The organism is Pseudomonas sp. PAMC 29040 (genome assembly GCF_003994535.1).
GTDB classification, from domain to species: domain Bacteria; phylum Pseudomonadota; class Gammaproteobacteria; order Pseudomonadales; family Pseudomonadaceae; genus Aquipseudomonas; species Aquipseudomonas paraversuta.
Genome location: NZ_RZAA01000002.1, coordinates 380,346 through 400,147, shown reverse-complemented (window position 1 = coordinate 400,147; position 19,802 = coordinate 380,346). Strand labels below are relative to the sequence as shown.

15 protein-coding genes, 2 tRNA genes and 2 pseudogenes are annotated in these 19,802 nt (G+C 58.3%); 8 read left to right on the top strand and 11 right to left on the bottom strand.

The window, feature by feature from the left end; translation table 11 throughout:
- Positions 1 to 122 precede the first annotated feature (122 nt).
- The 3 genes from pncB to WG29040_RS04725 all read left to right on the top strand — a co-directional run bounded on the left by pncB (position 123) and on the right by WG29040_RS04725 (position 3,353).
- Positions 123 to 1,337: a nicotinate phosphoribosyltransferase gene (gene pncB / locus WG29040_RS04735; protein ID WP_003439057.1), complete on the top strand. Its 1,215-nt coding sequence runs from the start codon at positions 123 to 125 to the stop codon at positions 1,335 to 1,337.
- Between the two features lie 3 nt (positions 1,338 to 1,340).
- Positions 1,341 to 2,168 carry an ammonia-dependent NAD(+) synthetase gene (gene nadE / locus WG29040_RS04730; protein WP_010656252.1) on the top strand — a complete coding sequence of 276 codons (828 nt, stop codon included), beginning with the start codon at positions 1,341 to 1,343 and terminating at the stop codon, positions 2,166 to 2,168.
- Positions 2,169 to 2,330: 162 nt separating this feature from the next.
- The gene (locus WG29040_RS04725; RefSeq protein WP_127195739.1) at positions 2,331 to 3,353 is read left to right on the top strand and encodes a DUF1338 domain-containing protein; all 1,023 of its coding nucleotides are present in this window, start codon (positions 2,331 to 2,333) and stop codon (positions 3,351 to 3,353) included.
- A gap of 58 nt (positions 3,354 to 3,411) precedes the next feature.
- Here the strand turns inward: WG29040_RS04725 and azu are convergent, their stop codons facing one another.
- On the bottom strand, positions 3,412 to 3,858 hold the full coding sequence (gene azu / locus WG29040_RS04720) for an azurin (RefSeq protein WP_003439051.1): 447 nt from the start codon (positions 3,856 to 3,858) through the stop codon (positions 3,412 to 3,414).
- Positions 3,859 to 4,225: 367 nt separating this feature from the next.
- On the opposite strand from azu, the gene WG29040_RS04715 reads away from it, so the two are divergent.
- Positions 4,226 to 4,432, top strand: coding sequence for a hypothetical protein (locus tag WG29040_RS04715; RefSeq protein ID WP_003439050.1), 207 nt, complete (start codon positions 4,226 to 4,228; stop codon positions 4,430 to 4,432).
- 268 nt (positions 4,433 to 4,700) lie between these two features.
- Here the strand turns inward: WG29040_RS04715 and WG29040_RS04710 are convergent, their stop codons facing one another.
- The 8 genes from WG29040_RS04710 to rnr all read right to left on the bottom strand — a co-directional run bounded on the left by WG29040_RS04710 (position 4,701) and on the right by rnr (position 14,550).
- Positions 4,701 to 7,007 carry a YgiQ family radical SAM protein gene (locus tag WG29040_RS04710; RefSeq protein ID WP_003439049.1) on the bottom strand — a complete coding sequence of 769 codons (2,307 nt, stop codon included), beginning with the start codon at positions 7,005 to 7,007 and terminating at the stop codon, positions 4,701 to 4,703.
- A 201-nt stretch (positions 7,008 to 7,208) separates the two neighbouring features.
- Complete coding sequence (gene dnaB / locus WG29040_RS04705; protein WP_003439048.1) at positions 7,209 to 8,603, bottom strand: replicative DNA helicase; 1,395 nt, start codon at positions 8,601 to 8,603, stop codon at positions 7,209 to 7,211.
- A gap of 135 nt (positions 8,604 to 8,738) precedes the next feature.
- Positions 8,739 to 9,185 carry a 50S ribosomal protein L9 gene (gene rplI / locus WG29040_RS04700; protein WP_003439047.1) on the bottom strand — a complete coding sequence of 149 codons (447 nt, stop codon included), beginning with the start codon at positions 9,183 to 9,185 and terminating at the stop codon, positions 8,739 to 8,741.
- Between the two features lie 19 nt (positions 9,186 to 9,204).
- A complete protein-coding gene (locus WG29040_RS04695; RefSeq protein WP_003439046.1) occupies positions 9,205 to 10,101 on the bottom strand; it encodes a hypothetical protein in 897 nt (298 codons plus the stop codon).
- A 36-nt stretch (positions 10,102 to 10,137) separates the two neighbouring features.
- Positions 10,138 to 10,368, bottom strand: a complete 231-nt coding sequence (gene rpsR, locus WG29040_RS04690) for a 30S ribosomal protein S18 (RefSeq protein ID WP_003171373.1) — start codon at positions 10,366 to 10,368, stop codon at positions 10,138 to 10,140.
- A gap of 28 nt (positions 10,369 to 10,396) precedes the next feature.
- Positions 10,397 to 10,822: a 30S ribosomal protein S6 gene (gene rpsF / locus WG29040_RS04685; RefSeq protein WP_003439045.1), complete on the bottom strand. Its 426-nt coding sequence runs from the start codon at positions 10,820 to 10,822 to the stop codon at positions 10,397 to 10,399.
- Positions 10,823 to 11,128: 306 nt separating this feature from the next.
- Positions 11,129 to 11,896, bottom strand: a complete 768-nt coding sequence (gene rlmB / locus WG29040_RS04675) for a 23S rRNA (guanosine(2251)-2'-O)-methyltransferase RlmB (RefSeq protein ID WP_003439044.1) — start codon at positions 11,894 to 11,896, stop codon at positions 11,129 to 11,131.
- Positions 11,893 to 14,550, bottom strand: coding sequence for a ribonuclease R (rnr, locus tag WG29040_RS04670; protein WP_003439043.1), 2,658 nt, complete (start codon positions 14,548 to 14,550; stop codon positions 11,893 to 11,895). The genes rlmB and rnr overlap by 4 nt, the downstream gene beginning before the upstream one ends.
- A 227-nt stretch (positions 14,551 to 14,777) precedes the next feature.
- Between rnr and WG29040_RS04665 the strand changes: the two genes are divergently transcribed.
- The 4 genes from WG29040_RS04665 (at position 14,778) to WG29040_RS04650 (ending at position 17,911) form a co-directional block, all read left to right on the top strand.
- Positions 14,778 to 14,864 (top strand) — tRNA-Leu (locus WG29040_RS04665).
- A 169-nt stretch (positions 14,865 to 15,033) separates the two neighbouring features.
- Positions 15,034 to 15,120 (top strand) — tRNA-Leu (locus WG29040_RS04660).
- A 212-nt stretch (positions 15,121 to 15,332) separates the two neighbouring features.
- Positions 15,333 to 16,358 carry an iron ABC transporter substrate-binding protein gene (locus WG29040_RS04655; RefSeq protein ID WP_003439042.1) on the top strand — a complete coding sequence of 342 codons (1,026 nt, stop codon included), beginning with the start codon at positions 15,333 to 15,335 and terminating at the stop codon, positions 16,356 to 16,358.
- Entirely contained in the window at positions 16,358 to 17,911 is a 1,554-nt protein-coding gene (locus tag WG29040_RS04650; protein ID WP_003439041.1) for an iron ABC transporter permease, read from the top strand. The genes WG29040_RS04655 and WG29040_RS04650 overlap by 1 nt, the downstream gene beginning before the upstream one ends.
- A gap of 40 nt (positions 17,912 to 17,951) precedes the next feature.
- Here the strand turns inward: WG29040_RS04650 and WG29040_RS24685 are convergent.
- Together WG29040_RS24685 and WG29040_RS24680 are read right to left on the bottom strand one after the other, a co-directional pair.
- Positions 17,952 to 18,446: pseudogene (locus WG29040_RS24685) on the bottom strand (methyl-accepting chemotaxis protein); the annotation flags it as partial.
- Between the two features lie 411 nt (positions 18,447 to 18,857).
- A pseudogene (locus tag WG29040_RS24680) lies at positions 18,858 to 18,923 on the bottom strand (hypothetical protein); the annotation flags it as partial.
- Positions 18,924 to 19,802 lie beyond the last annotated feature (879 nt).

The following is a 19,802-nucleotide window of genomic DNA, read 5'->3' as shown; positions in this document are numbered from 1 at the left end:
GCCCCTGCAGACAAGAGAAAAACCGCTGGCAAAACCGCCCGCGGATATGCGCCACTAGCGCCATTCATTGAAAGAGCTGAACGTCGTGATTATCTGGCACGGCCAGCATGGAGATTGCCGCTATGAGCGAGAGTGTGTTTGCCGATCGCATCGTGCAGAACTTGCTCGACACCGACTTCTACAAATTGACCATGATGCAGGCGGTGCTGCACAACTATCCCAACGTTGAAGTCGAGTGGGAGTTCCGCTGCCGTAACAGCGAGGACTTGCGCCCGTACCTGAATGAAATTCGCCACCAGATCGAGCGTCTGGGCGAGCTGAGCATGACTCAGGATCAACTGGGGTTTCTGGAACGAATCACCTTTATGAAGCCTGATTTCATACGCTTCCTGGGGCTGTTTCGCTTCAACTTGCGCTATGTGCACACCGGCATCGAAAACGGCGAGCTGTTTATCCGCCTGCGCGGGCCGTGGCTGCACGTCATTCTGTTTGAAGTACCGTTACTGGCGATCGTCAGTGAAGTACGCAACCGCTCGCGCTATGCCGACACGGTGCTGTCCCAGGCCCGCGAGCAGCTGTACCGCAAGTTTGACTGGCTGCAGGCCAACGCCAGCGCAGATGAACTGGCCGATTTGCAGGTGGCCGATTTCGGTACACGCCGACGCTTTTCGTACCGGGTACAGGAAGAAGTGGTCAGTGTGCTCAAGCACGACTTCCCGGGGCGCTTCGTCGGTACCAGTAACGTCAACCTGTCCCGCGAACTGGACATGAAGCCTCTGGGCACCATGGCCCATGAATGGATCATGGCCCATCAGCAACTGGGCCCGCGATTGATCGACAGCCAGAGTGCCGCGCTCGATTGTTGGGTGCGCGAATACCGCGGGCTGCTGGGGATTGCCCTGACTGACTGCATCACCACCGATGCGTTTCTGGCCGATTTCGATCTGTACTTTGCCAAGCTGTTCGACGGTTTGCGCCACGATTCGGGGGATCCGGTGGTATGGGCCGAAAAATGCATCGCGCACTACCACAAGCTGGGCATTGACCCGATGAGCAAGACCCTGGTGTTCTCCGACAGCCTGACCCTGCCCCGCTCCCTGGAGATTTTCCGGGCACTGCGCGGGCGGATCAACGTCAGCTTCGGCATCGGCACCAACCTGACCTGCGACATTCCGGGTGTCGAGCCAATGAGCATCGTGCTTAAAATGACCGCCTGTAATGGCTCACCCGTGGCCAAGATTTCGGATGAGCCGGGCAAGACCCATTGCTCGGACCCGAACTTTGCCGCCTACTTGCGCCATGTTTTCCATGTTCCTGAACTACCTCCAAAGGAGTGAATCATGCAGGCCGTACAGCGTCAGATTGCTGAAGAGCTCAAGGTCCAACCGCCGTTTAGCGACACTGCAGCCCTTGAGGCCGAAGTGGCACGACGCATTACCTTTATCCAGTGCTGCCTGCACAACTCCGGGCTCAAGACCCTGGTGCTGGGCATCAGCGGCGGGGTCGATTCGCTGACTGCTGGCTTGATGGCCCAGCGCGCAGTCAAGCAACTGCGCGAGCAGAGCGGCGATCAGGACTACCGTTTTATTGCCGTGCGCCTGCCATACGGCGTGCAGCACGACGAAGTCGACGCCACTGCGGCCGTCGACTTTATTGACCCGGACCAACGTCAAACCGTGAATATCGGCCCGGCGGTCAAAGCGCTGGCCGCTGAGGTGTCGGCTTTTGAAGGCAAGCCCCACGCCACGGTGGATTTTGTCCTCGGCAATACCAAGGCGCGGATGCGCATGGTGGCGCAATACACCATCGCCGGAGCCACCGGTGGCCTGGTGATCGGCACTGACCACGCTGCCGAAGCGGTGATGGGCTTTTTCACCAAGTTCGGTGACGGTTCCTGCGACCTGGCCCCCCTCAGCGGCCTGGTGAAGAATCAGGTGCGGGCGATTGCACGACACTTTGGTGCGCCAGAATCCCTGGTGGAGAAAGTCCCGACTGCCGACCTTGAAGATCTGGAGCCCGGCAAACCTGATGAAGCCTCCCATGGCGTGACCTACGCCGAGATTGATGCGTTCTTGCATGGCGAGCCGGTGAGTCAGGAAGCGTTCGGGATCATCTGCCGCACCTATGAAAAGACCCAGCACAAGCGTGAAATGCCGCTGGCGCCTTGAAGCAAGCCCGGCACCTGGGGGAGCTGGCTGCCAGCTCCCCCAGGCCTGGCAAAGACTGGGCATGTACGAAAAAACGGAATGAACCCCACGTTTTTTTTCGCTTGCCGCCTCTGCATTCAAAGGCTTTGATAGGCGTCTATTTGGTCGCCAGAGCCCTGCCCCATGTCTTCTTTCGATGGTTTGTTCTCTCTTGTCGAGTCTGTGCTCGGTCAATCTGCAGCCCATTGGCTGCGCGAGCATGTCGAGGTGCCCCGGGGGCTGCGGGCTTTCAGCTGGAATCAACAGGCCGTGCACCGGGCCTGGCTGGCCGAAGGGTTGAACCTGTGCCTGCTGCACAAGCTGGTAGACGCCGTGCCGGATGGCCGACGCTACGTTGAGGAGCAGGCGCAGCAAGGGCGCAAAGTGGTGTTTGACCACGGCGCGATCCGCACCGTCGACTGGCCCGCCAACGGCGAACTGCCCCGCGGCCGCCAGGCCTTTGCGCGGCTGCTGGAGCCACTGGGCTTTACCGATGTACGAACCTATCCGCTGACCAAGCTGAACATGACCGGCTGGGGCTATCGGCAGATGGACCTGCCTGAAGACATTGCGCAGTTTTTTGTCTCGGAATTACATCCGGGGCGTTTTAGCCAGACGTTTCAGCAGGCGGTTACCCGGGTTGTCAGCTCCAGTCTCGATCCGCTGCAAGCCGAACACACCAGCATTCTCGAGCGCCTGAGCCTCACCCGTCATTGCAGCCTCGGCGAGGCGCGCACCCTGCTGCCGGCGCTGTACCGGGCATTCGGCCGTCAACACGGCGTGGTGCTCGAGGCCGATTACCAATCTCTGCTCGATGAAAGTGCAGAGATGGCCTGGATTGCCACCGAGGGCAACAGCTTCAACCATCTGACCGATCGCGTGCAGGATCTCAACGCCTGCGTGGCCCAACAGCGAGACTTGCAGCGGCCGATGAAGGACAGCATCGAGGTCTCTGCCTCAGGCCGGGTGATGCAGACTGCCTATCGTGCCTGCACGGTGACCCGGGGGCTGATCGATGCCGCCGGTCATTATCGCGAGCATCAGGTGCCGGGCTCGTTTGTCGAATTTATTCAGCGCAAGGTCGACCCGGAAAACGGGCGGATCGATCTGAATTTCGACAGCAGCAATGCCCAGGGCATTTTCAAGATGACCGATTCAAAAGCCTGAATGCAAACAGCCCTGAGCGCACAAGGCGCGTCAGGGCTGTTGATTGGCAGGCCGGGGCTTATTTGAGGACCACGGCGCCTTTCATCATCGAGTTGTGGCCAGGGAATGTGCAGAAGAACTCGTACGATTCAGCCGGATTCAACTTCGACACGTCGAAGGTCACCGAGTCTTTCTCACCGGCACCAATGATCTTGGTGTGGGCAATGATGCGGGTGTCACCGTCTTTCAGGTAGTTTTTATCCAGCCCGGCGGCCATGCCGTCAGTCGCTACACCTGCCATGTCTGCAGTTTTGCTCAACACCCAGTTATGACCCATGACGTTTTTCGGCAAGCTGCCGGAGTGCGTCAGGTTAACGGTGAAGGTCTTGCAGGACTTGTCGATGACGATCTCTTTGGTGTTGTAAGACATTTGGTCAGTCGAATCGACAGTCACAGCGCATTCAGCCGCCAGCAAATGGCCGCTGGCCAGGGTCAAAAGGGATACCGCAAGAACTTTGGCAAACATGGTGTATCTCCAAGGCAGGGTATGAAAAAAATCTGTATACAGATTGCCCGAAAATTGTCTCGATTCCAATGATCTGAATCATGGTCCTGGCATTGTTCGAAACAATTCGCCCACCAGAGGAACGCCGGGCTTATCACCTTAGGTCATCAACAGGGTATTCGGAGGAATAAGTGACGGGACTTTCTGCGCTGATCAGCCGCTGCTATCAGCTTCGTTCAGAGATTTAATCCACAACCGGCTTTTTCGGCAGTGTAGAGTCGTGTTTTCAGCGCAAAATAGCGACTTGCTAAAACCCAGCTAACGGCTAAGCACTAATACAGGGCAGAATACGCGCCGCTCAACCCCTTCGACCCCCAGAGGATCGCCCATGGCCAAACCAAATTACAACTTCGCTAAGCGTCAAAGAGACTTGGCTAAAGAGCAGAAGAAAGAAGAAAAGCTTGCCCGCAAGAAAGCGGCTGCTGAGGAAGGTACTGTAGAGCTGGACCCGAATGCCGACGTTGACGTCGATGCAGAAGCTGAGGTTGTTGCTGAAAACACCGACGCCGTAGAACAAAAAGCACCCGACGCGTAATACCCTCGGCCCGGTTATCCACAACCCGGCCCACAGGATCTGTGATCAGGATCAGCAGCCCGGCTGTTGATCCTCGCAGTCCACCTGATTGCCTGTGCTGCATCCTCAGACGCTCCAGACCACCCGCCCCCGCATCCCTTGCACCAATCAGTCGATTCACGCCTGACGAGCTTGTGCGCGCGCAGAATGCACAACGCCAGCCCGAAGGCTGGCGTTGTGTTTGGCCAAAGCGCTTTTGCAGGAGCCGGCTAACCGGCCCCGGCAGACGTTAGCGCGGTACCACCGGCTTACGGGTCGGCTTCTGGCTCTTGCCGCCCTTGGCCGCTTCATGGCGCTCTTTGGCAGCCTGCTTGTTACGGGCAAATGCAGCGGCCTTGGCCTGCTCGCGCTTGTCCCACGGGTTACCACCATCGCTGGCACGCGGCGGCAGGCCGGTGTGCTGGGTGAGGATCTTGGTGGTTTTTTCGCCGGCGACCTTGTGGCTGCCTGCAGGCGTCGAGTTTTTGCGACGGGCACTCTGGTAGCTGTCAGTGGCTGGCTGATGCAATGGAATCAGCTGGTCTTTACCCGAACCAATCAGGTCGGCACGGCCCATGCGGGTCAGGGCCTCACGCAGCATTGGCCAGCCCTTGGGGTCGTGGTAGCGCAAGAACGCCTTGTGCAGCCGACGCTGTTCTTCGCTCTTGACGATAACCACCGAGTCGCTTTTGTATGTGACCTTGCGCAGCGGGTTCTTGCCCGAGTGGTACATCGCGGTGGCAGTGGCCATCGGCGACGGGTAGAACGCCTGCACCTGGTCAGCACGGAAGCCATTGCCCTTGAGCCACAGCGCAAGGTTCATCATGTCTTCATCTTTGGTGCCGGGGTGAGCGGCGATGAAGTACGGGATCAGGTACTGCTCTTTGCCTGCTTCCTTGGTGTACTTCTCGAACATGCGCTTGAACTTGTCATAGCTGCCAATGCCCGGCTTCATCATCTGGTTGAGCGGACCTTCCTCGGTGTGTTCCGGGGCGATCTTCAGGTAACCACCTACGTGGTGCGTCACCAGCTCTTTAACGTATTCCGGCGACTCGACCGCGAGGTCGTAGCGCAGACCGGAAGCAATCAGGATTTTCTTCACCCCCGGCAAGGCACGGGCGCTGCGATACAGCTGAATCAACGACGAGTGGTCGGTGTTCAGGTTCGGGCAAATACCCGGGAACACGCAGGATGGCTTGCGGCACGCGGATTCGATTTCCGGCGTTTTGCAGGCGATGCGGTACATGTTCGCGGTCGGGCCACCGAGGTCGGAAATGACGCCGGTAAAGCCTGGCACCTTGTCACGGATCTCTTCGATTTCGCGAATGATCGACTCTTCGGAACGGTTCTGGATGATCCGGCCTTCGTGCTCGGTAATGGAGCAGAAGGTGCAGCCGCCAAAGCAGCCACGCATGATGTTCACCGAGAAGCGGATCATGTCGTAGGCCGGGATTTTTTCCTTGCCGTACGCAGGATGCGGAACACGTGCGTAAGGCATGCCAAACACGTAGTCCATTTCTTCGGTGGTCATAGGGATCGGCGGCGGGTTGAACCACACATCCACTTCGCCATGCTTCTGCACCAGCGCACGGGCGTTACCCGGGTTGGTTTCAAGGTGCAGCACGCGGTTGGCGTGGGCGTACAGAATCGAGTCGCCACGCACTTTCTCTACCGATGGCAGACGGATTACCGTCTTGTCACGGGTCATGCGCGGGCTGGCCAGAAGTTGCACGACCTTGGCTTCGTTCGGGTCTTCAACCGGACCTTTTTCCTGCTCGATGGCGCAGGCCTGGGTGTCCTGGGTGTTCACGTACGGGTTGATGATCTTGTCGATCTTGCCCGGACGGTCGATACGCGTGGAGTCGACTTCGTACCAGTCTTTGGGCGTATCGCGACGAATGAACGCGGTGCCGCGAACATCGGTAATGTCTTCGATCTTGTGGCCATACGACAAACGCTGGGCAACTTCGACAATGGCACGTTCGGCGTTGCCGTACAGCAGGATGTCGGCGCAGGCGTCGATCAGGATCGAGTTGCGCACTCGGTCCTGCCAGTAGTCGTAATGGGCGATACGGCGCAGAGATGCCTCGATGCCACCGAGTACGATCGGTACATTTTTATAGGCTTCCTTGCAGCGCTGGCTATACACCAGGCTCGCGCGATCCGGACGTTTGCCAGCCATGCCACCGGGGGTGTAGGCGTCATCGGAACGGATTTTTTTGTCGGCGGTGTAGCGGTTGATCATCGAGTCCATGTTGCCGGCCGCGACGCCAAAGAACAGGTTCGGCTCGCCCAGCTTCATGAAGTCGTCTTTGGACTGCCAGTTCGGCTGCGCAATGATGCCCACACGGAAGCCCTGGGACTCCAGCAAGCGACCGATGATGGCCATGCCGAACGACGGGTGGTCGACATAGGCATCACCGGTGACGATGATGATGTCGCATGAATCCCAGCCAAGCTGATCCATCTCCTCCCTGCTCATTGGCAGGAATGGCGCTGGACCGAAACATTCGGCCCAGTACTTGGGATAGTCAAATAGAGGCTTGGCTGATTGCATGTCGATGACCGGTGTTGAGTACAGAAAATTGGGCGCGTCATTTACGAAGAAATTCGCGGGCGCGGAATATAGCACAAAAAATGATCAATTCCGACGGTAATGGTCGGAATTGATTGGAGCCTGTGATTGCGATCCCTCACATGCCCGCCTTGCCGGCAATAACCTCAGCGTGACCGCCTGGGGCAACCACGCAGCGGGCCGTTAATCGTCGTCGAAGTTGTAGCTGCCCGGCGCCAGGTTTTCGAAGCGCGTGTATTTGCCGATAAACGCCAGGCGCGTGGTACCGATAGGGCCGTTACGCTGCTTGCCGATGATGATTTCGGCAATGCCCTTGTGCTCGGTTTCGGGGTGATAAACCTCGTCCCGGTACACGAACATGATGACGTCGGCATCCTGCTCGATGGCTCCGGATTCACGCAAGTCAGAGTTGATCGGGCGCTTGTTGGGCCGCTGCTCAAGAGAACGGTTGAGCTGTGACAGCGCCACCACCGGGCAATTGAATTCTTTGGCCAGGGCTTTCAGGGAGCGGGAAATCTCGGAGATTTCGTTGGTGCGGTTGTCACCGCCCGAACCGGGGATCTGCATCAGTTGCAGGTAGTCGATCATGATCAGACCGATCTCACCGTGTTCACGTACCAGGCGCCGGGTACGGGCGCGCATTTCCGACGGGCTGATACCGGCCGTGTCATCGATGAACAGCTTGCGGTCGTTGAGCAGGTTGACCGCCGAGGTCAGGCGCGGCCAGTCATCGTCTTCCAGTCGACCGGCACGGACCTTGGTCTGGTCGATGCGCCCCAGAGACGACAGCATACGCATGATCAGCGATTCGCCTGGCATCTCGAGGGAGTACACCAGTACCGCTTTTTCGCTGCGCAATACCGCGTTTTCCACCAGGTTCATCGCAAAGGTGGTTTTACCCATCGATGGACGACCGGCCACGATGATCAGGTCAGACGGCTGCAAGCCACTGGTCATGCCATCGAGGTCGGTGTAGCCGGTGGACAGGCCGGTAATGGCGTTGTCGGTGTTGAACAGCGTATCGATCCGGTCGATGGCTTTGGTCAACAGATCATTGACGCTGACCGGGCCGCCGGTTTTTGGCCGGGCCTCGGCAATTGCAAAGATCTGCCGCTCGGCTTCGTCAAGAATCTCGGCGGCATTGCGCCCTTCAGGATTGAACGCGCTATCGGCGATTTCGGTGCTGATACCGATCAGCTGGCGCAGTGTGGCGCGCTCGCGAACGATCTGCGCATAGGCCTTGATGTTGGCGACCGACGGCGTGTTTTTTGCCAGTTCGCCCAGGTAGCCCAGGCCACCGACTTGCGACGTCTGACCTTCCTTGTCCAGTTGCTCGGCAAGGGTCACGACGTCAATCGGGGAGTTCTGGTCCGCCAGCTTGGCAATTGCGCGGAAGATCAGGCGATGGTCATGTCGATAGAAGTCGCCGTCCGAGACTTGATCCAGCACGCGTTCCCAGGCGTTGTTGTCCAGCATCAAACCACCGAGCACGGCCTGTTCGGCCTCGATGGAATGCGGCGGCACCTTCAGGGATGCGGTTTGCAGGTCGTATTGCTCAGGAGCGGAGATATCGTTCATGGCCACTTGGTTAATTTGTAAAAGCTGGGGGTTTTAAAATCAGGAACAGCAGAAAGACAAAGGGCACGACCTGTAAACAGGATCGTGCCCGATGTTAACCGCCTGACACACAAGGTGCCAGTCAGTTAAGACTGCTTAAGCAGCTACCACAACAACGCGTACGGTTGCTTCAACTTCGGCGTGCAAGTGCACAGCCACGTCGAATTCGCCAACGTTGCGGATAGTGCCGTTCGGCAGACGAACTTCGCTTTTAGCAACTTCAACGCCAGAGGCGGTCAGTGCATCAGCGATGTCGTGGGTGCCGATCGAACCGAACAGCTTGCCTTCGTCGCCAGCGGTGGCAGTGATAGTCACTTCCAGCTCAGCCAGTTGGGCAGCGCGTGTTTCAGCCGAAGCTTTCTTGTCTGCTGCTGCTTGTTCCAGCTCAGCACGACGCTCTTCAAACGCAGCCAGGTTGGCAGCGGTTGCAGCGGTAGCTTTGCCGTACGGCAGCAGGTAGTTACGACCGTAACCGGCCTTAACATTTACTTTGTCGCCCAGGTTGCCCAGGTTCGCGACTTTTTCCAGAAGGATCAGTTGCATGTGAAAATCCTCTTAACTTTTAACCTTCACCGTCCGCAGAGTCTTTATCAGCGTCTTTCGGCGCCAGACGTCCACGGAAATCAATCAGGCTGTCGACAATGGCCAAGACCACGAGCAACGGATAGATCAGCTGCATAAACAGCAACAGCGTGACGTACAACCCCACCAGCCAAAACTTGGCCAGTCGCTTTTGCGCCACCAGCCCATGGATCAGGGCCAGCCCGGCGAAGAACAACGCTACGCTGCACAACGGCGTAAGCATGGCCATTTGAGGGCCGAAGTTCGGTCCTACAAGCATGCACGCCAGCAACAGTAACGCTGGACCCAGCGGTAGGCGGATGCTGCGAAATTCGCTGGCAAAACCGCCCGGGTTGTACAACAACGCCTGCCAGTAACGCCCGATAATCAGGCTAAGCAAGCTGACGACCTGCATCAAAGCTGCAATCAAACCGGTAAGAACAGGGGCAATCAATGCTCCTAGGCGCGCTCGCTCTACGTCAGATAACTTGTCGTAGAGACCATTGAGGACCTGCGGCAGAAGTTTTTCCAACTCCTGCGCCATCGCACCAATGGGTTCGCGGAAAACCGTACCCAGGATCACGCCATACACTACACCCAACGCCACGCTGACCAGCAGCACGCGATGCCAGGGCTGACCGGCGCGTAACATCATCGCCAATCCCAGAGATCCCAGCAGCACCATCAAGGTGCGAGGTTCTCCGATAAACCACCAGACCAAGGCCGGCAGTAGAGCCCATGAGAGAATGCTCAAGGCATCTCTCGGACCGCGCCGCAGGAGCACAAGGCAACCCGCAGCAGCACTCAACCAGAACAAAAACGGCAATGCCGCACATCCGGCCACGATTAACGCGGCCTGCACACGGCCTCGCATGATGAACTCAGCTAAGGCGCGCATGCTTTCAATCCTTTACTACTTGTCGACTGCCCGGTCTCAGCGGCCGTGGCTGTCGGTGTAGGCCAGCAGGGCCAGGAAGCGGGCGCGCTTGATAGCGGTGGCCAGCTGACGCTGATAACGAGCTTTAGTACCGGTGATACGGCTTGGAACAATTTTGCCGGTTTCGGATACGTAAGCTTTCAGAGTGTTGAGATCCTTGTAATCGATCTCTTTCACTTCTTCTGCGGTGAAGCGGCAGAATTTACGACGACGGAAGAAACGTGCCATGTAATTGGCTCCTCAAAAGGTCCGTGGATTACTCGTCAGCGTTATCGCTGGCGTCGCTGTTATCGCTGTCATCGCCATCGGCGCTGTCAGAATGCTCAGGACGGTCACGACGCTCACGGCGCTCACTGCGGTTCTCTTCAGCCTTGAGCATCTCGGACTGGCCAGTTACGGCTTCGTCGCGACGGATGACCAGGTTACGGATCACAGCATCGTTGTAACGGAAGTTGTCTTCCAGCTCAGCCAGGGCTTTGCCAGTGCATTCAACGTTCAGCATCACGTAGTGAGCCTTGTGAACATTGTTGATTGCGTAGGCCAGTTGACGACGGCCCCAATCTTCCAGACGGTGGATTTTGCCGCCGTCTTCTTCGATCAGCTTGGTGTAACGCTCTACCATGCCGCCGACTTGTTCGCTTTGATCCGGGTGGACCAAAAAGATGATTTCGTAATGACGCATGAATGCTCCTTACGGGTTGTAGCCTGCCGCTAACTAAAAAGCGGTCAGACAAGGAGTGAATGACACTTGTGTGTCTTGCCTAGAGAGGCACATATGCGCCCGCCATGACGGCAAGGGGCGCAATTGTAGAGAAGGGACAAGAGAGGTGCAAGGCAATTGGTGATTATTTGAACAATCCAGACCTTCACCCACCACAAGCGACTGTGGGAGCCTGCTTGCTGGCGATGATTACAACGCGATGGGTCTGACAGACCGCGCTGATGCCATCGCCGGCAAGCCGGCTCCCACAGTGATGTAGCGTGCTGCTTACTTCTTCTTCGAAGAAGTCTTGGCCTTGACGCTGCGCTGGCGCAGGGCTTCAAACAGGCAAACCCCCGTCGCTACCGATACGTTCAGGCTGCTGACGCTACCGGCCATCGGCAGGCGCACCAGGTAATCGCAGTGCTCGCGAGTCAGGCGGCGCATGCCTTTGCCTTCCGCACCCATGATCAGGATGGTCGGGCCAGTCATGTCCTGGTCGTACAGTTCCTGCTCGGCTTCGCCAGCAGTACCCACGATCCACAGTCCGCGCTGTTGAAGCTTTTTCAGCGTGGCCGCAAGGTTGGTAACCGCAACCAACGGAATCACTTCCGCCGCACCGCAGGCTACTTTTCGTACAGTCGGGGTCAAGGTTGCAGACTTGTCTTTAGGTACGATGACGGCCAGAGCACCCGCCGCATCCGCCGTGCGCAAACAGGCACCCAGGTTGTGCGGATCAGTCACGCCGTCCAGCACCAGAATCAGCGGAGCACCTTCGGTACGATCCAGCAATTCGTTGAGCATGGCCTCGCCCCACACCTGGCTCGGGCTTACATCAGCCACAACACCCTGGTGCACGCCTTCAACCCAAACGTCCATCTCGCGACGCTCAGCGTTGCCGACATCGATCCGGTTTTCAGCGGCCAGCGCGATCAGGGTCTGAACCCGCGGATCGTTGCGGCTTTCAGCCAGCCACACTTGCTTGACGCGTTTCGGGTGGTGACGAAGCAACGCTTCTACAGCGTGAATACCGTAGATTTTTTCCAACTGGCTCATGACTTGACCTTAGGTTTACGCGCTCCACCACTTTTGGCGGCAGGAGCGGTGCCCGATTTTGGCGGGCCTTTACGATGTTTGCTCGGCTTGGAAGGCTTGCCTGCGTCTTTAGCAGGTGCCCCCCTACCCGACTTTCCCGACTCAGCTGCACGACCGCCGTTTTTCGCGTCGGCCAGCAGCGCCTGTTTCAATTCACGACTTTTACGCAGCTCGGCATTTTTGGCCGCAGCATCGCCAGGACGATAGGTCTCGTCGGATTTCTTGGCAGTTTTGGGCGCGCTACGACGAGCGGCCGGAGCCGGTTCGACGGGCTTCTCTGTGGCTTTGGTGCCGGATTTCCCAGCATTTTTGCCAGCAGGTGCGTCAGTACCACGATTTTTACGACCAATCGGCGCGCTGAGGGTTTTCTCAGCCATTTCGAAGTCGATTTTGCGTTCGTCGAGATCGACGCGCATTACTCGCACTTCAACGGTGTCGCCCAGACGGAAGCTGCGACCGGTGCGCTCGCCCGCCAGGCGGTGATGCACAGGATCGAAGTGGTAGTAGTCGCCCGGCAAGGCGGTCACGTGGACCAGACCTTCTACATAAATGTCGGTCAGTTCGACAAACAGGCCAAAGCCCGTTACTGCCGTCACTACACCCGGGAACGACTCGCCAACACGATCCTTCATGAACTCGCACTTGAGCCAGTTGGTCACGTCACGCGTGGCTTCGTCGGCACGGCGCTCGCTCATCGAACATTGTTCGCCGAGCTGCTCGAGGATCGCTTCGTCGTACGGATAGATACGCGCTTTCGGAATCGTCATCGCGCCGGCACGACGAACGTGCGGGGTATCCATTTTGGAATGGATAACGCTGCGAATCGCCCGGTGCGTGAGCAAGTCCGGGTAGCGACGAATCGGCGAAGTGAAGTGGGTATAGGCTTCATAATTCAGGCCGAAGTGGCCCTGGTTATCAGCGCTGTACACCGCCTGGCTCAACGAACGCAGCATCACGGTCTGGATCAGGTGGAAATCCGGACGATCCTTGATGCTGGCCAGCAACGCCTGGTAATCCTTCGGCGACGGGCCGTCCTTGCCTTTGTGCAGGCTCAGACCCAGCTCACCGAGGAATGCACGGAGTTTTTCCAGACGCTCAGGTGGCGGACCATCGTGAACGCGATACAGAGCTGGAATTTCGTGCTTTTTGAGGAACTCGGCGGTGGCCACGTTGGCCGCCAGCATGCATTCTTCGATCAGCTTGTGCGCGTCATTACGGGTGGTCGGGCGAATCTCGGCAATTTTGCGCTCGGAGCCGAAGATAATCCGGGTTTCCTGGGTTTCAAAATCAATCGCACCACGCACATGACGAGCGGCCAGCAGCACTTTATACAGCGAGTAAAGCTGCTTGAGGTGCGGCACTACATCAGCGTATTCGCTGCGCAGTTGCTTGGCTTCGCTGGTTTTCGGCTGTTCCAGAATGGTGCTGACCTTGTTGTAGGTCAGGCGCGCCTGGGAGTGAATCACCGCCTCGTAGAACTTGTAGTCGGTCATTTCGCCGGATTTGGAGATGGTCATCTCGCAAACCATCGCCAAACGGTCAACTTTCGGGTTCAGGGAGCACAGACCGTTGGACAGCTGCTCAGGCAGCATCGGAATCACGCGCTCAGGGAAGTACACCGAGTTGCCACGAACCTGAGACTCGGCATCCAGTGCCGAACCGATTTTCACGTAGCTGGATACGTCGGCAATGGCCACGTACAAGGTCCAGCCACCCGAGAACAGGCGCAGCTTGCCAGGCCTGGCTTCGCAGTAAACAGCGTCATCGAAGTCGCGGGCATCTTCGCCGTCAATGGTGACGAACGGCAGATGGCGCAGATCGATGCGCTTCTCTTTGTCTTTCTCTTCGACTTCAGGCTTGAGCTTGGCGGCTTCTTTAAGCACCGCTTCCGGCCAGACGTGAGGAATGTCGTAGGTGCGCAGGGCAATGTCGATTTCCATGCCGGGCGCCATGTAGTTGCCCACCACTTCAAGCACATCACCTTGCGGCTGGAAGCGCGGCGTCGGCCAGTGGGTAATCTTCACTTCGACAAACTGACCCACCTTGGCGCCTGCATTGCGACCCGGGGTAACCAGCACTTCTTGCTGGATCTTCGGATTGTCGGCAACTACAAAGCCAATGCCGCCTTCTTCGAAGTAACGACCCACGATGGTTTCGTGAGCACGCGAAACCACTTCGACGATTACGCCTTCACGACGACCACGGCGATCCAGCCCCGAAACACGGGCCAGCGCACGGTCGCCATCGAACACCAGGCGCATTTGCGACGGGCTCATGAACAGGTCGTCACTGCCATCATCAGGGATCAGAAAGCCGAAGCCATCGCGATGGCCACTGATGCGGCCGAGAATCAGGTCGAGCTTGTCCACCGGCGCATAAGTGCCACGGCGGGTATAAATGAGCTGGGCATCACGCTCCATCGCACGCAGGCGACGACGCAAGGCCTCGATTTGGTCTTCTGTAGTCAGACCGAACTCTTCTACCAACTGCTCGCGAGCAGCCGGCGAACCACGCTCGGCCAGATGCTGAAGGATCAGCTCGCGGCTAGGGATAGGGTTTTCGTATTTTTCCGCTTCACGTGCGGCCTCGGGATCGAGGGTCTGCCAATCGGCCATTAGATAGTTTTCACCTTGTCTATATGCGGGTTAGTTTGGCATACGCGTATTGAAACGGGAAATTTCGGACTCATACAGAGCCGTAATAGCCCGTTCTGGCACACATTCATGTCGCGGACTAACCGTTCGCGAATTTTTTTCACTATTTTTATGCACAACGCTTTACAGGTCAAAGGGTCGTCCGTATAGTGCGCGCCATCGACAACGGCAACAGCGTTGAAGATGATGCCCAGATGGTGAAATTGGTAGACACGCCAGCTTCAGGTGCTGGTGACCGCAAGGTCGTGGAAGTTCGAGTCTTCTTCTGGGCACCAATTCAGAGATGCAGATTAGTACAATCTGCAGACTCACACAAAAACCCGCGAAAGCGGGTTTTTGCATTCTAAGCCGCTGATTTATTAAAACTAAATAAAACAGGGCTTTACAGAATTAAAAGTGCTCCGTATAGTGCGCCACATCAACAGCGGCAACGTTGCTGATAATGCCCAGATGGTGAAATTGGTAGACACGCCAGCTTCAGGTGCTGGTGACCGCAAGGTCGTGGAAGTTCGAGTCTTCTTCTGGGCACCAATTCAAGCTTCAAGTGTTTTCACTGAAAACATTCGAAGCCTCACAAAAACCCGCGAAAGCGGGTTTTTGCGTTTCTGTGGCTGGCAATCGCCTCCCACCCTGCACTTGCCCCCTCTCCTACGACCATCGCCCTATCCTTGTGGCGCACTTGAGAAGCAATATCGTTTATTATTGTTACAAGTTTTGTAGTACCCAAGCGAGGAACCCAGCGAATGATGCTCCGAAATACCCAGCTTGCAACATTTCTACTGCGTAGTTTGTCCATCGCAACTCTTGGTCTGACTCTGATCACTCCCGCCGCTCACGCTGCCGATCCTGTAACCCTGACCCTGTATAACGGCCAGCACAAAGAAGTCGGCGACAACCTCGCCGCTGCCTTTGAAGCCAAGACCGGCATTCACGTCAATGTGCGCAAAGGTAGCAGCAACCAGCTGGCCAGCCAGATCGTCGAAGAAGGCGATCGCTCGCCTGCCGACGTGTTCTACGCCGAGGAGTCGCCGCCACTGAACAGTCTTGGCGAACAGGGCTTCCTGGCCAAGGTCGACGACAGCACCTTGCAAGTACTGCCCAAGGAATACGTGGCCGCCAACGATACCTGGATCGGCGTGACTGCACGCACCCGCGTCGTGGCGTTCAACCCGGACAAGGTCAAGGAAGAAGAACTGCCCAAGTCAGTTCTGGATTTCGCCGGCCCCGAATGGCAGGGCAAGATCGGTTTTGTACCCACCAGCGGCGCATTCCAGGAACAGGCTGTGGCCATCATCAAACTGCATGGCCGCGAAGCTGCAGAAGAATGGCTGACCGGTCTGCGCGCCTTCGGCAAGACCTACACCAACAACATGGTTGCCCTCAAAGCGGTCGAGAATGGTGAAGTGGCCGCCGTACTGGTCAACAATTACTACTGGTTCGCCTTGCAGCGCGAGAAAGGCAAGCTGAACTCCAAACTGCACTACTTCACCGATGGCGATGCGGGCGGCCTGATCACCGTATCCAGCGCCGGCGTTTTGAAGGCCAGCAAACACCCCAAAGAAGCCCAGCAACTCCTGGCTTACATGGCCAGCGAAGAAGGTCAGCGGGTGATCACCAACACCACCGCTGAATACCCGATGCGCAAAGGCATGGTGTCGGAACGCGGCCTCAAGCCGTTCGATGAACTGCAACCGCCAAAAATCACCCCGGCCGACCTTGGCAACGCTGATGAAGCGCTGGAGCTTGAACAAGATGTAGGCCTGCTCTGATGCTGTCTGCCGCCCAACCTGCACGCTTTAACGTGAAACGCAAAAAGCCCTCTGTCTGGCTGTTATTACCGGTGCTGTTACTGGTGGGCCTGAGCCTGTTGCCGCTGCTGTATGTCGGCACCAAGGCCTGGCAGGCCGGATGGGCACAAGCGGTGCACTTGTTGTGGCGGCCCTTCGTATTTGACCTGATGCGCAACACGCTGCTGTTGATGGTTGGTGTAACGGTAACCTGCGCCCTGATCGGTTTGTCGCTGGCCTGGTTACTGGAGCGCAGCAGCTTGCCGGGGCGGCGCCTCTGGGGCGTGATCCTGTGCCTGCCGTTTGCCGTACCTGCATTCGTCAGCAGCTTCACCTGGGTATCGCTCAGCTCCAGCTTCGAGGGCCTGGGCGGCGCCATCCTGGTGATGAGCCTGTCCAAATATCCGCTGATCTTCCTGCCGGTCGCGGCCACGCTGCGCAATCTCGATCCGGCACTTGAAGAGTCGGCCCGCACCCTGGGCCAGAATCGCTGGGGGGTATTTTTCAAAATCACCCTGCCGCTGCTCTGGCCTTCGTTGCTGGCGGGCTCGCTGCTGATTGCCCTGCACATGCTGGTGGAATTCGGCGCGCTGTCGATCATCGGCCTGCAGACCTTCACCACCGCCATCTACCAACAATTCGAGCTGTCGTTCAGCAACGCCAATGCGGCCATGCTTTCGGCGGTACTGCTGGTGATGTGCTTGAGCCTGCTGTGGCTGGAACTGAAAGTGCGCGGCAAAGGCCGGCACATTCGGATCGGCCAGGGTGCGGCACGGCGCGCCGAGCAGGTGCAACTGGGCAAGTGGTCATTTTTTGGCCAGCTGTATTGCCTGGCACTGGCCATCATTGGCAGCGGGATTCCGCTGGGCATGCTGGTGTACTGGCTGGTCAAAGGCAGCTCGGCGGCATTCCCGATGGCAGCCATTGGCGAGGCGCTGTTCGCCTCCCTGTCACTGGCGCTGGGCGGTGCTGCACTGTGCCTGGTACTGGCAGTACCTGTCGGCCTGCTGGTGGTGCGCTACAAAGGCCAACTGGCGATCTGGGCCGAGCGCCTGCCGTATCTGCTGCATGCACTGCCCGGCCTGGTGATCGCCCTGGCGCTGGTGTACTTCTCGCTGCATTACGTGCCTGCGCTGTACCAGACCTCGGCCCTGCTGCTGATCGCCTATGCCTTGCTGTTTTTGCCTCTGGCGCAGGCGCCGATTCGCACGGCGCTGAACAAGGCAGCTCCGCAGCTCGAAGAAGCAGCACGCACCTTGGGCGCATCGTCGTTTTCGGCATTTTGCCGAGTGACATTGCCAATCATTTTCCCGGCACTGGGGGCGGCATTTGCCCTAGTGTTCCTGGACGCCATGAAAGAACTGACCGCCACGCTGCTGCTGAGCCCCACCGGACTCAATACATTGGCAACACAGGTCTGGGCTCACACCTCGAACATCGAGTTCGCGGCGGCGGCACCCTATGCGGCGCTGTTGATAGTGGTCTCGGGACTGCCGGTGTACCTGCTGACCACCAAGATGTACCTGAGCCGCTAACAACCCGCCGGGTAACTCGCTCCTGCAGGTTGCTCGCGGCCTATGCCCTGAACTGCCCCAGGCTCGCTTTCAGCTGCGCCGCCAGGCCATCCAGCACCTGCCCGCTGGCGGTCGTTTCGTTGACCGCCTGCGCCGCACGCTCGGCCTGGGCATGGATCACCTCAACCCGCCCACGTACCGCATGCGCGCCCCGGGCCTGATGCTCAGCAGCTTTGGTGGCGTCACCAATCGCGGCGTGCACCTGCTCAACAGAAGCCTGCACGGTTTTTTGCAACTGCACGCTGCCACGCAGTACTGCCAACCCCTCATTGGCTTGACGCCCTGCCAGCCCGATCGCCGCCACCGCCTCCTTGGCACCCTGCTGCAAGGCCACGATATGGGCCTGGATATCACCGGTGGAGCTTTGCGTCTTGCTGGCCAGCGCCCGCACTTCATCCGCCACCACAGCAAAGCCGCGGCCCGTCTCCCCTGCCCGCGCAGCCTCAATAGCCGCATTGAGGGCCAGAAGATTGGTCTGCTCGGCAATGCCGTGAATGACCGTCAGCACCACTTCGATTTGCTCACTTTGCTGTGCCAGGCGCTCGATGACCCTGGCTCCAGCGCCGACCTGCCCGGCCAGCGCCTCGATCAGGCCGCCCACTTGCGCCGAGGTGCGGGTATTTTCATCGGTCGCCTGACGAATATCCTGCACCTGCTTGAGCGCCGCCTGCATCGCCTGACTTTCAGACTGCGCCGCATCGGCCATGGTCGACAGTGCCTCCAGGCTCTGCGCCACCTCATCGCGCTGCAACTGGGCCGCAGCATTGGCCCCGGCATTGCGCTCCGTCATGGCCCCAATCTCGACCCCGGTACGCTGCGCCACATCCCCCGCCTCCCGCACAATGGGCTGCAACTTGTCGATAAAGCGGTTCACCGCCGCCGCCATATCGCCAATCTCATCCTTGCTGTCCAGGCCCACGCGCTTGGTCAGATCACCCTCGCCTGCGGCCAGATCATTCAACGCGGCAATCATTAGCAGCAGCTTGTTGACCACCCGCCGCCCCAGCACCACCGCCAGCAACAGCAAGACACCCAGACCGACAATCGCCAATCCCATACCAATGCGCCAGCGCAAGGTGTCAGCCGCATCACGGACAGTCTGTGCGGTATTGGCCTGCATCTGTGCCGCCGCTGCCTGAGCCGACTCCAGACGCGCCCCCAGGGCTGCCGAGCTGTCGTTGGCGGCGCCCTGCAGGCTTTCATCCACCAGATGCTCGCTGTTGACTATCAGCTGCGCAAAACGCTTATCGAGAGCCGCCAGGTCCTTCTCGACCGAGGCCGTGGAAACCCCCATCAACACCTTGCCAATCTCCACGCCATTGGGGCTGATGGGGGCTTCGAGGTAATACACCGCCGGATCGTGCCGCGCTGCGTCCAGCACTTTATCCAGCGCCCGCTCTCCCTTGCCCTTCTCCAAAAGGGCTTTGTTGATCGGGTTTTCGCGATTGAGGTAGCGCGTCAGATGTTGCCCGGCAACGTCGTCATAGACCACGAACAGCACATTGGGATTGCGCTGGGCGCGCCGGGCGAACTCGGACAGCGTGGGCACGTCATTATCCCAGATGGCCCGCGGCGCCACAGCCGCTAACAGTTGCGCCATATCATTGGCCGAATCCATCAGATTCTTTTCCAGTGCATTGCGCAATTGCATCTGCTCTTCTTTCAAACGCGGCGCCAGCCCGGCCGTCAGACGCTCACGGGTGCTGGCAGACAGCCCTTCAAGGCTGCTCTTGACCTCTCGTCCGGCCTGCTCCAGCTCAGCCGAAAGCTTTTGACTGTCCGCCCCCAGCCCCGCATCCAGATCAGACTCCAGTGCCGTCACTGTGCTCCGGGTCAGTGCAACAGCCACCAG

Bases quoted from the DNA above. Each gene is read 5' to 3' on its own strand.
- pncB (WP_003439057.1), top strand. From the start codon at position 123: ATGAGCGAGAGTGTGTTTGCCGATCGCATCGTGCAGAACTTGCTCGAC.
- nadE (WP_010656252.1), top strand. From the start codon at position 1,341: ATGCAGGCCGTACAGCGTCAGATTGCTGAAGAGCTCAAGGTCCAACCG.
- WG29040_RS04725 (WP_127195739.1), top strand. From the start codon at position 2,331: ATGTCTTCTTTCGATGGTTTGTTCTCTCTTGTCGAGTCTGTGCTCGGT.
- azu (WP_003439051.1), bottom strand. From the start codon at position 3,858: ATGTTTGCCAAAGTTCTTGCGGTATCCCTTTTGACCCTGGCCAGCGGC.
- WG29040_RS04715 (WP_003439050.1), top strand. From the start codon at position 4,226: ATGGCCAAACCAAATTACAACTTCGCTAAGCGTCAAAGAGACTTGGCT.
- WG29040_RS04710 (WP_003439049.1), bottom strand. From the start codon at position 7,007: ATGCAATCAGCCAAGCCTCTATTTGACTATCCCAAGTACTGGGCCGAA.
- dnaB (WP_003439048.1), bottom strand. From the start codon at position 8,603: ATGAACGATATCTCCGCTCCTGAGCAATACGACCTGCAAACCGCATCC.
- rplI (WP_003439047.1), bottom strand. From the start codon at position 9,185: ATGCAACTGATCCTTCTGGAAAAAGTCGCGAACCTGGGCAACCTGGGC.
- WG29040_RS04695 (WP_003439046.1), bottom strand. From the start codon at position 10,101: ATGCGCGCCTTAGCTGAGTTCATCATGCGAGGCCGTGTGCAGGCCGCG.
- rpsR (WP_003171373.1), bottom strand. From the start codon at position 10,368: ATGGCACGTTTCTTCCGTCGTCGTAAATTCTGCCGCTTCACCGCAGAA.
- rpsF (WP_003439045.1), bottom strand. From the start codon at position 10,822: ATGCGTCATTACGAAATCATCTTTTTGGTCCACCCGGATCAAAGCGAA.
- rlmB (WP_003439044.1), bottom strand. From the start codon at position 11,896: ATGAGCCAGTTGGAAAAAATCTACGGTATTCACGCTGTAGAAGCGTTG.
- rnr (WP_003439043.1), bottom strand. From the start codon at position 14,550: ATGGCCGATTGGCAGACCCTCGATCCCGAGGCCGCACGTGAAGCGGAA.
- WG29040_RS04655 (WP_003439042.1), top strand. From the start codon at position 15,333: ATGATGCTCCGAAATACCCAGCTTGCAACATTTCTACTGCGTAGTTTG.
- WG29040_RS04650 (WP_003439041.1), top strand. From the start codon at position 16,358: ATGCTGTCTGCCGCCCAACCTGCACGCTTTAACGTGAAACGCAAAAAG.